General features: G+C 67.4%; 12 protein-coding genes. 8 read left to right on the forward strand and 4 right to left on the reverse strand.

The genetic code is table 11. The features are described from left to right. Nucleotides 1-5 precede the first annotated feature (5 nt). Nucleotides 6-1175 (forward strand): DUF3095 domain-containing protein, encoded by a 1170-nt coding sequence (locus Q0799_RS09735; RefSeq protein ID WP_298397758.1) that lies wholly within the window; start codon nucleotides 6-8, stop codon nucleotides 1173-1175. Here Q0799_RS09735 and Q0799_RS09740 read toward each other — a convergent pair. From Q0799_RS09740 to rlmJ, 3 genes are all read right to left on the reverse strand, one after another. Continuing rightward, nucleotides 1150-3507 carry a PAS domain-containing hybrid sensor histidine kinase/response regulator gene (locus Q0799_RS09740; protein WP_298397761.1) on the reverse strand — a complete coding sequence of 786 codons (2358 nt, stop codon included), beginning with the start codon at nucleotides 3505-3507 and terminating at the stop codon, nucleotides 1150-1152. The two genes, Q0799_RS09735 and Q0799_RS09740, sit on opposite strands and share 26 nt — an antisense overlap. Before the next feature lie 4 nt (nucleotides 3508-3511). Next, a complete protein-coding gene (locus Q0799_RS09745; protein ID WP_298397764.1) occupies nucleotides 3512-4249 on the reverse strand; it encodes an ABC transporter substrate-binding protein in 738 nt (245 codons plus the stop codon). 108 nt (nucleotides 4250-4357) lie between these two features. Next, on the reverse strand, nucleotides 4358-5203 hold the full coding sequence (gene rlmJ / locus Q0799_RS09750; protein WP_298397767.1) for a 23S rRNA (adenine(2030)-N(6))-methyltransferase RlmJ: 846 nt from the start codon (nucleotides 5201-5203) through the stop codon (nucleotides 4358-4360). A gap of 23 nt (nucleotides 5204-5226) precedes the next feature. Between rlmJ and Q0799_RS09755 the strand changes: the two genes are divergently transcribed. Together Q0799_RS09755 and Q0799_RS09760 are read left to right on the forward strand one after the other, a co-directional pair. Next, nucleotides 5227-5568, forward strand: coding sequence for a DUF3301 domain-containing protein (locus Q0799_RS09755; protein ID WP_298397770.1), 342 nt, complete (start codon nucleotides 5227-5229; stop codon nucleotides 5566-5568). After that, the gene (locus Q0799_RS09760; protein ID WP_298397773.1) at nucleotides 5552-6400 is read left to right on the forward strand and encodes a D-hexose-6-phosphate mutarotase; all 849 of its coding nucleotides are present in this window, start codon (nucleotides 5552-5554) and stop codon (nucleotides 6398-6400) included. Before Q0799_RS09755 ends, Q0799_RS09760 begins: the two co-directional genes overlap by 17 nt. Before the next feature lie 16 nt (nucleotides 6401-6416). Here Q0799_RS09760 and Q0799_RS09765 read toward each other — a convergent pair whose 3' ends face one another. Then, nucleotides 6417-9359: an EAL domain-containing protein gene (locus Q0799_RS09765; RefSeq protein ID WP_298397775.1), complete on the reverse strand. Its 2943-nt coding sequence runs from the start codon at nucleotides 9357-9359 to the stop codon at nucleotides 6417-6419. Between the two features lie 132 nt (nucleotides 9360-9491). Here Q0799_RS09765 and Q0799_RS09770 point away from each other — a divergent pair, with 132 nt between their 5' ends. The 5 genes from Q0799_RS09770 (at nucleotide 9492) to Q0799_RS09790 (ending at nucleotide 15920) form a co-directional block, all read left to right on the forward strand. Beyond that, nucleotides 9492-9878: a hypothetical protein gene (locus tag Q0799_RS09770; RefSeq protein ID WP_298397778.1), complete on the forward strand. Its 387-nt coding sequence runs from the start codon at nucleotides 9492-9494 to the stop codon at nucleotides 9876-9878. Nucleotides 9879-9972: 94 nt separating this feature from the next. Then, nucleotides 9973-11193: a TolC family protein gene (locus Q0799_RS09775; RefSeq protein WP_298397780.1), complete on the forward strand. Its 1221-nt coding sequence runs from the start codon at nucleotides 9973-9975 to the stop codon at nucleotides 11191-11193. A gap of 11 nt (nucleotides 11194-11204) precedes the next feature. Continuing rightward, complete coding sequence (locus Q0799_RS09780; protein ID WP_157272469.1) at nucleotides 11205-11702, forward strand: hypothetical protein; 498 nt, start codon at nucleotides 11205-11207, stop codon at nucleotides 11700-11702. Next, nucleotides 11699-12808, forward strand: coding sequence for an HlyD family efflux transporter periplasmic adaptor subunit (locus tag Q0799_RS09785; RefSeq protein ID WP_298397785.1), 1110 nt, complete (start codon nucleotides 11699-11701; stop codon nucleotides 12806-12808). Before Q0799_RS09780 ends, Q0799_RS09785 begins: the two co-directional genes overlap by 4 nt. A 7-nt stretch (nucleotides 12809-12815) precedes the next feature. Continuing rightward, a complete protein-coding gene (locus Q0799_RS09790; protein ID WP_298397787.1) occupies nucleotides 12816-15920 on the forward strand; it encodes an efflux RND transporter permease subunit in 3105 nt (1034 codons plus the stop codon). The last annotated feature ends 20 nt before the right edge of the window (nucleotides 15921-15940 follow it).

A 15940-nucleotide genomic window follows, 5' to 3' on the forward strand; every position in this document is an offset into this window, starting at 1 on the left:
CCGCCATGCCCAACACCGGTTTTTATCGCGACCTGACGCCGCTGCCCAGTTTCGAGGCGGCGATGGATACCCAGGCCCACGTCGATTTGCCGGACGACTGGTGGGTGGTGATCGCCGATGTCGTCAACTCCACGCAGGCGATTGCCGAGGGCGCCTACAAGAAGGTCAATACCGTCGGTGTCGCCTGCATCGCGGCGATTGCCAACATCGACCGGCGCCTGGAACTGCCCTTCATCTTCGGTGGCGACGGGGCGACCTGCGCAATTCCGGACAGCTTGCGCGAGCAGACCATCGTCGCCCTGCGCGGCGCCCAGCGTCTGGCCGCCGACAGCTTCGGTTTGAAGCTACGTGCCGGGCTGGTGCGTGTCGCCGACCTGCGTGCCGAGGGGCAGTGGACGCGGGTGGCGCGGATCGCCTTGTCGCCGCTGGTGATGCTGCCGGTGTTGTCCGGGCGCGGCTGGGAGGCGGCCGAGTCGCGGGTCAAGGCCGGGCAGGGCGCGCTCATGGTCGATCCTGCTGCTGGGCCGGCCGAGGCCAGTTTCGAGGGCTTCGAATGCCGTTGGCAGAATGTGCCGAGTTTTCTCGACGTCAAGTTGTCGCTGATCGTGGTCGCCACCTCGGCCGACGCGGCGAGCAACCAGCAGACCTACCAGCAGGTACTGGCGACGATACACGAGATATTCGGCGAGCCGGGAGCGCATCATCCGCTGCGTCTGGAAGGCATGCGCCTTGCCTTCTCGCCGATGAGCCTGGCCGGTGAAACGATGGTGCGTACCTATGGCCGGAGTCTGCTGACGAAATTCGGCTACGCCCTGCGCATGCTGCTGCAGAATGCCGCCGGCTGGTGGCTGTTCGCGCGCAACATCGATACCAAGGCGGTGCACTGGAGCCGTTACCGCGACGACATGGTGCGCAATACCGACGTGCGCAAGTTCGACGGTGCGCTGCGCATGGTGCTCGACGCCAGCGAAGCGCAGGCGGCCGAGCTCGAACGGCGGCTGGCGGCGGCGCACGCCGCCGGGCAACTGGCCTGGGGCATGCACAAGTCACGCGAGGCGCTGATCACCTGCCTGGTCGAGTCGCACGAAGGCCGGCACATGCATTTCATCGACGGCAGCGACGGCGGCTACGCGCTGGCGGCGCGTCAGCTCAAGGCACGGCTGGCGCGCGGCTGAGGCTGGTCAGCAGCTGCTGGTAGAAATTTTCGGGAACGATGGGCTTGGCGATGAAGGCGTCCATGCCGCTGGCCAGGCAGCGTTCCCGGTCCTCGGCAAAGGCGTTCGCCGTCATCGCGACGATGGGCGTGGCGGCATGGCCGGGCAGGGTGCGGATGCGCCGGGTCGCTTCGAAACCATCCAGATGGGGCATCTGGATGTCCATCAGGATCAGGTCATAGGCTGTCGCCGTCGCCATCTCGACCGCCTGCTTGCCGTCTTCCGCCGCTTCGGCGTTCAGCCCGGCATCGGCCAGCAGCATCAGCGCGATCTCGCGGTTGATCGGTTCGTCCTCGACCAGCAGGATGCGCCGCCGGGCGTAGCGGCTGGCAAGCAGGAATTCCAGGCCATCGACATCGCGGCGCGGACTGCTGGCCGGCGTCTGGCCTTTGTCCAGCCAGGCCGTGAACCAGAAGGTGCTACCCTGGCCCGGGATGCTGTCGGCGCCGGCTTCGCCGCCCATGGCCTCGGCGATCTTGCGGGTGATCGCCAGGCCCAGCCCGGTGCCGCCGTACTTGCGCGTGGTCGAGTTGTCGGCCTGCTCGAAGGCATTGAACAGGCGGTTGACCACCGCCGGCTCGATACCGATGCCGGTGTCGCTGACTTCAAAGCGCAAATGCAGCCGATGCGCTTCCTCACCCAGCACGACGGCGCGTAGCGTGACGCTGCCGCGGTCGGTGAATTTGAGCGCGTTGCCGGCGTAGTTGAGCAGGGCTTGCTGCAGGCGCGTGGTGTCGCCGTTGAGCCAGTCGATGCCCGGCGGCAGTTCGCGCTTGAGTGTCAGGCGCTTGCTGTCGGCACGTGCCTGCAGCATCGAACAGATGTTTTCGAACAGCGCCGGCAAAGCGAAATTCCGTGGTTCGAGTTGCAACTTGCCGGCTTCGATCTTGGACAGGTCGAGCACATCGTTGATGATTTCGAGCAGGTGGCCGCTGGCCGCTTCGAGCTTGTCGAAACGCGCCGTCTGCTGGCTGTCCAGGCCGGCACGGCGGATCAGGTGGGCCATGCCGGCAATGGCGTTGAGCGGGGTGCGGATTTCGTGGCTCATGTTGGCCAGGAAGGCGCTCTTTGCCCGCGTGGCCTGTTCGGCCTGCAGTCTGGCCTGCTCGAGTTCGGCGGTGCGTTCGGCCACGCGGGCTTCGAGTTCGGCGTTGAGCGAGAGGATTTCGGCTTCGGCTGCTTTCTGCGCCGAGATGTCGGTGTGCGTGCCCAGCATGCGCAGGGGCTTGCCGGCGGCATCGCGGGCCTGGATGCTGCCCTTGGCCAGGATCCATTTCCACTGCCCGTCGCGGGTCTGCATGCGGAATTCCACCTGGTAATCGGGAATCCGGCCGGCGACGTAGTCGTCGTAGGTGCGCAGCGTGGCGTCGAGGTCGTCGGGGTGGATCATGCCGGCCCAGCGCGGGAAGCTGAAGGGGCCGAATTCCGGCGCCGGATAGCCGAGCATTTCCGCGTATTCCGGGCTGACTTCGGCGTCGCCGGTCTGCATGTCGAGGTCGAACAGCCCCTGTTTGGCACCCGACATCGCCAGCCGCCGGCGCTCCTCGCTTTCCTTGAGCGCCTGCTGGGTCGTTTGCAGCGAATCCAGGGCTTCGAAAACTTCGGCGACTTCCTTGTTGCGTGGTCTGGGCAGCGGCGTGGCCGCCGTGGCGCCGGAACGCATGGCGGCGAGACGATTGGAGACCGCGAGCAGGGGGTCGATCAACTGGGCCTTGAGCAAGCGCAACAGGGCGACCAGGCTGAGGATCAGGAGCGCCGAGAAGGCCATCGACACGAGCAGCATCTCCCGGGCCGAACGGGAGGCGGTATCGGCCAGTTCGGTGGTGTGCGAGATCATCTGGCCGGAGGTCATTTCGGCGATGTCGCCGAGCAGGCTGCGGTGTCTGGCCCAGATGGCCTCGATCTCCTGGTCGGGGGCCTGGCGCTCGCGCATCTCGATCAGGCGCTCGGCCAGTTGAAAGCTGTCGGTGACGCTGCCTTTCTCGTTGCTCAGTCCCTGCAGCGACGGGTGGTAGCTGAGCGCCTGCATGGCGCGGCCGGCCGACTGCCAGTCTTCGCGGCCGGGGGCGGCGCTGAGCTGGTCGCCGAGCAGGATCAGGCGCTCGATGTTGGTTACTGCCCGGACCTTGTCACCCAGGCTGCTGGCCGCTTGCGCCCGGTGGGTTTCGGCCAGTTGCTGCAACGCCAGCATCTGCCGCGTCAGCAGCGTGCCGGCGACGAACAGCAGCACCAGCAGGACCGAGAGTACGGCCGCCGACACCAGTCGCAGGCTGGGTGGGCGCTTCTCCGGCATGGACTTACAGGATGCTGTAGGGGAAGTGACGGCGGGTCAGGCGTTCGTGCGTGCCGTCGCGGATCAGCGCGTCGAGGGCGGTGTCCACCTGGTCCTTGAGATTGTCGCTGCCCGGGCGCAGCGCGATGTGCACATCGCCGCCCAGGCCGCTGTCGCCGAGCGGCGCGCCGATGTAGCCGAAGCGCTGGCCGTCCTTGCCCTGCAGGAACGCCAGTGCCTGTTGGGTCGGCATCAGTGCCAGGGTGCAACGTTGCTGGCTCAGTTGCTCAAGCAGTTCGGCGTTGCCGCCGGCAGCCAGCGGCGGTTTGGCCGCATGTTCGCCAAGCCAGCCGAATTGTCGCGAGCCGGCGATGGCGCAGGTTTGTTCCTGGGCCAGCAAGGTGTTGCGCTGGGCACCGCCGAGTTCGCGCAGGCCGATCAGGCTGGAGGTGGAGCGCCAGATGACGCGGCTGAAGCGGACCAGTTTGTCGCGTTCCGGGGTGCGCAGCGTGTTGGCGACGCCGAGATCGAAGCGGCTGCTGCTGACGGCAGCAATGACTTCCGGGAAACGCAGGACTTCCAGCGTGCATTTACGTTGCAACTGCTGGCACAAGGCATTGACCAGATCGACGTTGAAACCCTTGAGGTTGCCCTGTTCGTCGCGGTAGGCGAAAGGCGGTGCCGAATCGGTGATGGCGATGGTCAGCGGTTGATCCTGTGCCGCCACCGGCAATGCCTGGGTGACGAACAGCAAGAGCGACATCGAGGCAATCCGCTTGAAACCCATCATCATCTCCGCCCGCATCGTTTGATTTATGCGTGCATATTACCTTCGTGATAGCGTTGCCGCCAGCGCCCCAGCGTGTGTCGATCAGCTCGACTGGCTCTCCAGCGTGTATCGGGCACCAGGCCCCTGGGCCAGCAGTGCGGCCAGCGGCGGCAGGGTTTCGTGCAGGGTTTTTTCAAGCGTCCACGGCGGGTTGATGATGAACATGCCGCTGCCGTACATGCCGAAACCGTCGCGCGGTGCGGCCTTGACCTCGAGCGTGGCGTTCAGCCAGTTGGCGGCGCCCAGGCGCTTGAGCCGATCCGGCAGCTGGCGAGACTCCGGCTTGATCAGCATCGGGTACCACAGCGCGTAGGTGCCGGTCGGAAAACGCTTCAGCGCTTCCTGCAGCCCCTTGATCACGTTGGCGTAGTCGTCGCGCGTTTCGTACGATGGATCGATCAGCACCAGCGCGCGGCGCGGTGGCGGGGGTAGCAGCGCCTTCAGGCCAGCAAAGCCGTCGCCCTCGGTGATGCTGACCTGACGGCCGGCGCCGCGGAAACATTCCTGCAGCAGCTTGCTGTCGCTGCTGTGCATCTCGTACAGGCGCAGGCGGTCGGATTCGCGCAGCAGCTGGCGGGCCAGCCAGGGCGAGCCCGGGTAGTGCCTCAACTGGCCGTCCGGGTTGAGCATGCGCACGAAGTCGAGGTAATCGGCGGCAGCCGGCGGCAGGCCGCTGGCGTCCCACAGGCGGCCGACGCCGTCGCGCCATTCGGCCAGCTTGCTGGCGTGGGCGGAGTCGAGCGCGTAGCGGCCGGCGCCGGCGTGGGTGTCGATGATCCAGAAGGGCGCAGGTTTTTCGCCCATGTACTGGGCGATCTGCAGCAGGATCAGGTGTTTGAGTACGTCGGCGTGGTTGCCGGCGTGATAGGCATGGCGGTAACTGAGCATGGCAGGCAGTATACTTCGCCGCCATGCCCATATACGAAAGCATTTTCATCCTCGTCGTCGCGGCCTTGATCTGGTTCTGGCTGGATTCGCTGAAGGCCCGCGAGATCGGTACCCGCGCCGCGCAGGCGGCGTGTGCCGGCGAGGGCCTGCAACTCCTCGACGACACCGTGGTCGGCCGGTTGCGCGGCCTGGCCCGCAACGACGACGGCCACCTGTGCCTGCGCCGCAGTTTCGAGTTCGAATACAGCGATAACGGCGACAACCGCCGACGCGGCAGCGTCATCCTGCTCGGCCACGAAGTCGAGCTGTTGCACCTGCGTCCCAACCTCTACGAGATACCCAAGTCCAATGAAACCCGGCATTGAAGAAATCGAATTCCATGGCATTCCGGCCCTGCGCCTGATCGGTCCGCAAGGCAGCAGCGCCGTCGTCAGCCGGCTCGGCGCCCAGGTCCTGTCGTGGATCACGCCCGACGGCCGCGAGCGCCTCTACCTGTCGCCGCGAGCCGTATTCGATGGCAGCGTTGCCATCCGTGGCGGTATCCCGGTCTGCTTCCCGCAATTTTCCGACCGTGGCGAACTGCCCAAACACGGTTTTGTGCGTACCCGCGAATGGCAGGTCAGCGCCCGCCGCAGCGGCGACGATTACGCCTTGGTCACGTTCGAAACCGGCGACGACGAGACCACCCGCGCGCTGTGGCCGCACGCCTTCCGCCTCGAACTGACGCTGATGATCGAAGCCGACCGCATCGACCTCGAACTGTGCGTGGTCAATACCGGCGCGCGCGAGTTCGAATTCACCGCCGCCCTGCACACCTATCTGCGCACGATCCAGGTCGAGGATGTCGCCCTTGAAGGCCTGCACGGCCACGATTACCGGGATGCCGCCAACGGCGGCAAGGTCGTCCGCGAGACCGGCACCGAGCTGCTGGTCGAAGCCGAAACCGACCGTGTCTATCGCCAGGTCCGCCGCCCGCAAATGCTGCGCGCCGGCAATCTCAGCCTGGGCATCCAGCAACAGGGCTTCCCCGATGTCGTCGTCTGGAACCCGTGGGTGGAAAAATGCGCAGCGCTCGCCGACATGCCGGCCGACGGCTGGCGCCACATGCTTTGCGTCGAGGCGGCCGCCGCCGATACGGCGCAACAACTGGCCGCCGGCGACGAGTGGTACGGAAGGCAGACGCTGGTCGCGGTGTAACGTCGTTGCTGCCGAATCAGCCCAGCCAGCGGCTGGCGAAAGTCTCGGGGCTTTCCGGGCGGCCGAACTGGTAGCCCTGGCCTTCCTGGCAACCGAGCCGGCGTAGCGCCGCCGCCTGTTCGTCGCTTTCTATCCCTTCGGCGATGGTGCTCATGCCCAGCGTGCGGCCCATGGCGACGATGGTGGCGACGATGGCGTGGTCGTTCGGGTGGTCCTGCATGTTGCGGACGAAGGACTGGTCGATCTTCAGTTTGTCCGCCGGCAGTTGCTTGAGGTAGGCCAGCGACGAATAGCCGGTGCCGAAATCGTCGATCGCCAGCGTGAAGCCGGCGTCGCTGAGTTGCCCGGCGAGCTCGATGGCCAGGTCGATGTTGCGCATCATGCCGCTTTCGGTCAGTTCCAGTTCAAACAGTTCGGGCGACAGTCCGAAGCTGCGCACGCGCGTTTCGACCCATTGCGGGAAGGCCGCATCCTCCATCTGCTGGGCGGCGATGTTGATCGCCATGCGTCCCGGGAAACGTGCGCCGGCCGATTGCCAGGCAAGCAGTTGCCGGCAGGCGGCGTCGATGACCCAGTGGCAGATCATCAGCATCATGCCGCGTTCTTCGGCAATCGGGATGAAGACGCCGGGGCTGATCGGGCCGTGTTGCGGATGTTGCCAGCGCATCAGCGCTTCGGCGCCGATCAGCGCCTGGGTGGCCAGGTCGAACTGCGGCTGGAAGACCAGCGACAACTGCCCGTCGTCGGCCTGCAGTGCGGTTTTCAGGTCGCGGGCGAGGGCGATGCGCTCGGCCAGGCCGCTGCTCATGTCGGCGTTGTAGAACATGTAGCGCTGCGGGCTGCTCTTGGCCCGGTACATGGCGATGTCGGCATTGCGCAGCAATTCGTCGGGCGTCGCGCCGTCGTTCGGGAAGATGGCGATGCCGATGCTGACACCGAGCGAGAAGGTATGCCCGCTACTGGTCAGCGGCTCGTTCAGGGTCTGGCCCAGGCGTTCGGCGATGAAGGTTGCGCCGGCATGATCGGTGGCCGTCGACACCACGGCGAATTCGTCGCCGCCCAGGCGGGCCAGCAACTCGTTATGGCGCAGGACCAGGCGGAAACGGTTGGCGACTTCGCGCAGTACGGCATCGCCGATTTCATGCCCCTGGGTGTCGTTCACTTCCTTGAATCGGTCGAGATCGAGGAAGAGGACGGCGAGCCGGCTGTCGTTGCGCAGCGCCTGGCCGATCGACTGCAGCAGGCGGTCGAGGAAGAGGGCGCGGTTGGGCAGTTCGGTCAGCGGATCGTAGAGCGCCAGTTGTTCAAGGGCCTGTGCCGCCTGCTTGCGATCGGTGATGTCCTGCAGGCTGAATTGCAGCAGCAGATGGTCGCCGTGGTGGAAGGGCATGAGATGGACTTCGGCGTCCCAGTGTTCGCCGTCCGGGCGGCGGTGGCGCCATTCGAAGACCTGCGGGCCGCGCTCGATGACCTGGCGGACCTTTTCCTCGCAGGCGAGATGACTGAGCATGCCGTCCGGCTGGTAGGGGGCCGAGACGTCGCGGATGCCCAGACCGATGACGTTTTCCCGCTGGCCCAGGCGGTAGATGTCGGCCGCTGCCTGGTTGCAGTCGATGAAGCGGCCGCTTTGCGGGTCGAGCACCACGAGCGGGATGCGCGAGCCGAGGAAGAGCACCTTGTTGTAGGCCTCGCGGTCGCGGATTTTTTCCTCGGCCTCGTGCAGGGCGGCGATCTTTTCCTGCAGCAATCGGCGCATTTCCTCGTGGGCGTTGGCCAGTTGCCGGATTTCCCGGATCGGGCTGGCCGGCAGGGGCGGTGCGGCGAAGTCGAGCTGGCCGATGCGGCTGCTGGCCTTCGCCAGTTCCTCAAGCGGGCGGGCGATGCGCCGCGCCTGCTGGCGGACGACCCAGGTGGCGAGCACCAGCATGACCAGCAGACCGCCGCCGACGATGCTGCCGGCCGGCAGCCAGTCCGGGACGAAATCGCTGGACGGCGCCAGGGTGACCAGCAGCAGTCGGCTGTCGCCCAAGGGGTAGCCGGCAATGCGCGCGAACCAGTCGGTCCCGTTGACGGCAATCCGGTGGACGCGGGCATCCGGATTGCGCAGCCATTCGGCAACGGCCCGGTCGAGTACCGGCAGGCCGAGCGCCGTATGCGGTTGCAGGGCATGTTTGAGCCATTCCCCGGTTTGCGTGCCGGACGGTGCGGCGGGCAGGGCCAGGGTGCGCAGATCGTCGGTCAGGACCAGGGCCAGACCGTTCTGTCCGACCTTCTCTTGCATCGTGGTCAGCGACAGATCGCGCAGCATCAGGTCGATGCCGATAACCAGCGTCCGCTCGTCGTCGAGCCTGATCCGGCGGGTCGCGGTGATGCCCGGGTCGCCGGTGGTGTAGAAAGTGTAGGGGGCGGTCCAGCGGGTGCCGCTGCCGAGCATGGCCGCTTCGTACCAGCTGCGCCGGCGCGGGTCGTAGTCGAGGGTTTCCCAGTATTCGCGAACCTGGCCGCTGGCGTCGCGGTCGACGAAGCGATGCCGCTGCCCCCAGCGTGGCAGGTCGGTGAGCCGGTTGCGCCAGCCGCCGTCGGCAAGTTGCAGCAACATCCAGCCGTGACCGTCGCTGTCGCCAGCGACGATGGAAGTGGCTTTGGGCTGTGCCTGCAGGATGGGTTCGAACAGACGGTTGAAAGTCGCCAGGTCGTCGACTCTGGGTGGGGCGTCGCTCAGCCAGCCGGCGGCCATTTCCAGCGCGTTGGCGGCCGGGGTCAGGCTCAGGTCGAGGCGCGCTTCAAGGCGCGTGCTGGCGCTGGCGAAATCGGTGGCGGCAACGCGTTCGGCCAGCGGACCGAGCGCCAGCGAGAGAAAACCGGCTGCGACAAGCAACACTGCTCCCGCAACCAGCAGGCCAACCCTGACCCGCAGGCTTTTGCGCAGTGGAACGGTCTTCTCGTCTGGCAGGTTCACGGCATGCTGGCTTCATCCGTATGTATGTGGAAACAATATCACAAAGGTCATAGATCGATAATGACAGTGTGGCGTGAAACTTCTCGTGGTTCCGTCCTGTCTGAAACTCGTCTATAGTTGCTGCCCATGTCCATGCTGTTTTCCCGATTCCTCGTCCTGATCATGCTGCTGACCGTGCTCGCACCCGGTTTCGGCTGGCAGGCGGCTGGCGGCATGCCGGCCGAGGTGGCCGCGGTCGACATGCACCACGGACATTCGGCCGACGGGCACGATGCGCACGCAATGCACGAAATGCCCTGCGAGGACTGCGCGACCCATACAGCGTCCGACGAAGACTGCGCCGAGACGCTGCACCACTGCTGCCCCGGGCACATCCTCGGCCATCTTGCCGTGCAGCAAGTCGCGCCGATGCCGGTGCTGTCGCCCGGTGCCTCGTCGCTGCTCGATCGCGGCGACCGTGAATTCGCCTCGCGCGTCCCCGCCGGGCTCGAACGACCTCCCAGACATTTCTCCGCCTGAGCGTCGGCGGCTGAACGTTCCGTTTCCGTAATCCGGTCTGACCGGGCTATCGCGGCGTGCCGCCGACTGATCCTTCATCAGTCGGAGAAACCTGATGCGCATTTTCCCGCGCTTTCCCTTGTGGATACTTTGTTCCGTGGTCCTGGCCCCGCCGGTCCACGCCGAAAACCTGGCCCGCGCCTTTGCCGATGCCTGGGCGCGCCAGCCCGCTGCGGCGGCGCAGGCCGAGCACCAGCAGGCCGTGGCCGCCCGCCGCGCGGCGGCCAGCGCGTGGACGCCCGAATCGGCAGCGGTCGAGCTGGGCGGGCGTAGCGACCGCTTCAATCGCGACACCGGCGCCGCCGAAGTCGAGCTTGGTCTGGCCATACCCTTGTGGCTGCCCGGCGAGCGTCGTGCCAGCCAGGGGCTGGCCGGAGCCGAAGCCGCCTTGCTCGACGCCCGGCTGGCCAGCCAGCAATGGCAACTTGCCGGCAGCTTGCGCACCGCCTGGTGGGACTGGCAGCTGGCCCGCGAGTCGCAGTTGCTGGCCGAAGGGCGGCTGGCGGCCGCCGAGCGTCTGCGCGACGATGTCGGCCGTCGGGTCAAGGCCGGCGATCTGGCACGCAGCGATCTGCATCAGGCCGAACTGGCCGTGGCTGTGGCCGAAGCCGAACTGGCCGAGGCCAGCGGGGCGCACGCGCTGGCTGCCGGCGATTTGCAGGCGCTGACCGGCAAGGCGCCCGCCGATGTCGCGGCAGCCGGCGAAATGCCGCCGGCCGAGACGCCCGACGACGACTGGCTCGACCGCCACCCGCAAGTGCGCTGGCTGCAGGCCGTCGCCGAGCAGGCGCGCCAGCAGCAGGTGTTGGCCCGGACCCGCAACCGACCGCCGCCGGAAATCACTGTCGCCACCCGCCAGGAGCGCGATGCCCGCGGTGCACAGCGCGATCAGAGCTGGGCGCTGGGCGTGCGCATTCCGCTGTCGGCCGGCGCCCGCCACGATCAGGCCGTGGCTGAAGCCAGTGCCGGCCGGACCGAGGCCGAGATCGCTGCCCAGCGCGAGCGCGAACGGCTGCAGCAGGCGGCCGCGCTGGCTGCCCGCCAGGTCGCCCTGGCGCAGACCCGGCTGGCCGCCGCCGAGAAAGGCTTCCGCCTGGCCAGCGAAAACCTGCGCCTGTTCGACAAATCCTTCCGCCTGGGCGAGACCGACCTGCCGACCCGCTTGCGCATCGAGCACGAGGCCTTCGTTGCCGAACGCAAGCTGCACCAGGCCCGCCTGCAACTGGCGGCCAGCCTGTCCGCCCGGCGCCAGGCGCTGGGCCTGCTCCCCGAATGAACGAGACGATCATGAAAAGACACTTATTTGCCCTGTTGCTTGCCTGTGCCGCCCTGCCGGCGATGGCGGCCGAAACCCCGGCGCCGCTGCCGGTCGTGGTCGCCGAGAGCGAACTGTTTGAAATCGTCGGCCGGCTCGATACCGCCGGCCTGATCCTGCATGTCGATACGGCCCCGGACAACGCGCCGGTGCTTGACGCCAGCCTGGGCCTCGAACTGGCCGGGCGCGAAATCCAGGCGGTTTTCCGCCCCGCCGAGGGCGATTACCTGATCGCCGACGCCGACTGGCTGACGCCGCTGCGCCAGCCCGGCGAACACCTCCTGTCCTTCACCCTGCTGGCCGGCGACGAGGCCGACCTGCTCAGCGGCGAGCTGATCGTCGATGCGGCGGCACCGATGCCGGCAGCCGGCTGGCAGCTTTCACCCTGGCTGGGGGGCGGCTTGCTGGCGGCCTTCGGTCTGATCGGCAGTGTCTGGTTTTATCGTCGCCGCCGGGGAGTACAAGCATGAAGCCGCATCTCTTTGCCCTTGCCCTGGCCGTGCTGGCCAGTTCTCCAGTCTTGGCCCACGAAGGCCACGATCATGGCGATGAAAAGGCGGCGCTGCCCAATCTCGGCAACACGCCGCAGCGCCAGCCGGACGGCGTGGTTTTCCTGCCCAAGGCGGCACAACGCCTGATCGGCGTGCGTACGCTGCCGGTCAGTGCCGGCGAACAGCCACGCGGGCTGGAACTGAACGGGCGGGTGATCGTCGATCCGCGTCATGGCGGTCAGGTGAACACCATGCAGGCCGGGCGCATCGACGCGCCGGCCGATGGCGTGCCTTTACCGGGCAGCAAGGTGCGCAAGGGCGCCGTGCTCGCCTGGCTGACGCCGGCCAGCGGCCAGATCGAGCGTGCCGGCCAGGCCGCCCAGCTGGCCGAGCTGAAGGCGGCGCACGCGCTGGCTGAACGGCGGCTGGCGCGTCTGCAGGAACTCGCCGACACCGTGCCGGCGCGCGAGATCGACGCGGCGCAGAGCGAACTGGGCAGTCTCGGTGCGCGCATTGCCGCCATCGGCGGCGGCCTGTCCGGGCGCGAGGCGCTACGGGCGCCGCTGAGCGGCGTCGTCGCTGCCGTGCATGCAGTGCCGGGGCAGATGGTGGCGGCTGGCGAGACGGTGTTCGAGATCGTCGATCCGGACAGCCTGCACGTCGAAGCCCTGAGTTATTCGGCGCTGCCGGCGGCCGACATCGTCGGCGCCAGCGTCGCGGCCGGCGGTGACAGCCTGGCGCTCGATTTCCTCGGTGCCGGCCAGCGGCTGCGCGAACAGGCCTTGCCGCTGTTGTTCGGTCGGCGCGGCGACGGCCTGGGCTTGCGCCTGCCTCTCGGTCAGACGCTCAGCGTGCAGGTCGAGTTGCGCGGCCAGGTCCGGGGCTGGGCCGTGCCCAGGCAGGCGGTGGTACGCAGTCCGGCCAATGAGGCCATGGTCTGGGTCAAGACGGCGCCCGAGCGCTTCACCCCGAAAGCGATCCGCAGCGAAGTGCTCGATGGCGCCCGGGTGCTGGTCGTCGATGGTCTGGCCGATGGCGACCGCGTGGTCGTCGACGGTGCCAGCCTGATCAACCAGATTCGCTGAGGTCGCCATGTTCCAGTGGTTATTGAACAAGAGCCTCTCAGCCCGCCTGCCGGTACTGGCGGTGGCGCTGATCCTGATGGCTTACGGTGCCTTCGAGGCGCAGCGCCTGCCGGTCGATGTCTTCCCCGACCTCAACAAGCCGACCGTGACGCTGATGACCGAGGCCGGCGGCATGGCCCCGGAAGAGGTCGAGCAACTGGTCAGCTTCCCGCTGGAGACGACGCTCAACGGGCTGCCCGGCGTGTCCGGTGTGCGTTCGGTGTCGGCGGCCGGTCTGTCCATTGTCTATATTTCCTTCGACTGGGATACCGAGCTGTATCGCGCCCGGCAGATGGTCGCCGAACGCCTGACCGCCTTGCAGGGCAGCCTGCCGCCGGGCGTCGTGCCGCACATGGGGCCGGTGTCGTCGATCATGGGCGAGGTGATGATGCTGGCGATCCCGCTCGATCCGGCGCAGGGCGATGCCATGCGCGCGCGCGAGTACGCCGACTGGGTATTGCGCCCGCGCCTGATGGCCGAACCGGGCGTCGCCCAGGTTATTCCCATCGGCGGCGAGGTCCGGCAGTTCCAGGTGCAGCCGGACGGTGCGCGCATGGCCGAGCTCGGCGTCAGCCTGGAGATGCTGGAAAACGCCTTGCGCGGTCACGCCGCGAATACCTCTGGCGGCTTCCTCGAAATCAACGGCCGCGAATATCTGATCCGCCATCTGGGCCGTTCGGCCAGCCTCGACCACCTGCAGAACCTGGCGGTCACGGCGCGTGCCGGCCAGCCGGTGCTGCTCCGCCAGGTCGCGCAGGTCGGCTTCGCGCCGGCCGTGAAACGCGGCGACGCCGGTTTCAACGGCGCGCCGGCGGTCATCCTCAGCATCCAGAAACAGCCGACGGCCGATACCGTCGACCTGACCCGGCGCCTCGAGGCGGCGCTCGACGGCATCACCCGCGGCATGCCGGCTGGTGTGCTGGCGCCGGAAGTGATCTTCCGCCAGGCCGATTTCATCCAGGCCTCGATCGACAACCTGCAGGCCAAGCTGCTGCTCGCTGCCTGTCTGGTGGCGGCGGTGCTGTTCTTCTTCCTCGGCAACCTGCGCGCCATGCTCATTTCGCTGACCGCGATCCCGCTGTCCATCCTGGTCGCCGTACTGGTCTTCAAGTGGCTTGGGTTGTCGATCAACACGATGACGCTGGGCGGGCTGGCCATCGCCATCGGCGAACTGGTCGACGACGCGGTGGTCGATGTCGAGAACATCCTCCGCCGTCTGCGCTCGGCGGTGGCGCGCGGCGAGGATTTCAAGTTGCGCGAACTGGTCATCGCCGCTTCGCTCGAAGTGCGCTCGGCCATCGTCTATGCGACGCTGATCATCGCGCTGGTCTTCGTCCCGCTGTTTGCCCTGCCGGGTATCGAGGGGCGGCTGTTCGTGCCGCTCGGCATCGCCTACATCGTCTCCATCCTGGCTTCACTGCTGGTCTCGGTGACGGTGACGCCGATCCTGTCCTACTACCTGCTGCCCAGACTGGCCGCCAGCCAGCATGGCGATACCCGCCTGGTCGCCTGGCTGAAGCGCCATTACGACCCCCTGTTGCGGCGGGTCCTGGCGGCGCCCGGATTGCCGCTCGGGCTGACCGCGGCGGCGGTGATCGCGGCGGCGGCCAGCGTGCCGTTCTTCCCGACGACCTTCCTGCCGCCGTTCAACGAGGGGTCGATGACGGTGACGCTGCGCCTCAATCCCGGCGTCACCCTGGCCGAGTCGGTCCGCGTCGCCAGTCAGGCCGAGCGCCTGCTGCTGGGGGTGCCGGAAATCGAGCACATCGGCCGCCGCTCCGGGCGGGCCGAGCTCGACGAGCATGCCGAAGGCGTTTATGTGTCCGAGCTGGAAATCCGCCTGAAGCCCGGCGGCCGCGACCGCGAGGCGATCAATGCCGAAATCCGGCAGCGGCTCAAGGACCTGCCCGGCAGTCTCAACCTCGGCCAGCCGATCTCGCACCGCATCGACCACATGCTGTCGGGCGTGCGCGCCCAGGTGGCGATCAAGATCTTCGGCGACGATCTGGATATCCTGCGCGCCAGTGCCGCCACGCTGCAGCGTCAGTTGGCCGGCATTCCCGGTGTCGCCGACCTGGAAATCGAGAAGCAGGTGCTGGCGCCGCAGGTCAAGGTGCAGGTCGATTTCGCCGCCGTCGCGCAGCACGGGCTGTCGCCGGGTGAATTGCTGCGCCGCCTGCAGATGCTGGTCGATGGCGAAAAAGTCACCCAGATCATCGACGGCAACCGCCGTTTCGACCTGCTGCTGCGCCTGCCCGAGCGCGAGCGGGCGCCGGACGGGCTGGCCAGCCTGTTGATCGACACGCCACTCGGCGCCGTGCCCCTGTCACGCCTGGCGAGCATCGAGGAAAGCGACGGGCCGAACCAGGTGGTGCGCGACGACGGCCGGCGGCGCATCGTCATTTCGCTCAACGCCCAGGGTCGGGCGCTGTCCGAGGTGGTCGCCGACATCCGCGCGGTGACCGGCGAACTGCCGTTGCCCGAAGGCTATTTCATCACCCTCGGCGGCCAGTTCCAGGCGCAGGAGGAAGCGGCGCGGCTGATCGCCGTGCTCGCCGTCGGCTCGGCCCTGCTGATCTTCATGGTCCTCTACGCCCGCTACCGTTCGGCGCTGCTGGCCGGCCTGATCATGGCCAACGTGCCGCTGGCGCTGGTCGGCGCGGTGTTCGGCCTGTGGGTGTCCGGGCAGCCGCTGTCGATCGCGGCGCTGATCGGCTTCATCACGCTGGCCGGCATCGCCACCCGCAACGGCATCCTCAAGGTCAGCCACTGGCTGAACCTGATGCGTTTCGAGGGCGAGCAGTTCGACCCGGCGATGATCGTCCGCGGCGCCCTGGAACGCCTGACGCCGGTGCTGATGACCGCGCTGGTGGCGGCTTTTGCGCTGGCGCCGCTGCTGTTCGAGGCCGACCAGCCGGGCACCGAAATCCTGCATCCGGTCGCCGTGGTCATCTTTTCCGGGCTGGTCGGCGCGACCCTGCTCGACACCTTCATCACCCCCGCGCTGTTCTGGCGTTTCGGCCGCAAGCCGGCCGAACGCCTGCAGCGCGATTCCTTCAGCGAAGCACTCTGATTCATCAACCAGGAGATATT

This window comes from uncultured Azonexus sp. (assembly GCF_937982035.1).
Classification (GTDB): domain Bacteria; phylum Pseudomonadota; class Gammaproteobacteria; order Burkholderiales; family Rhodocyclaceae; genus Azonexus.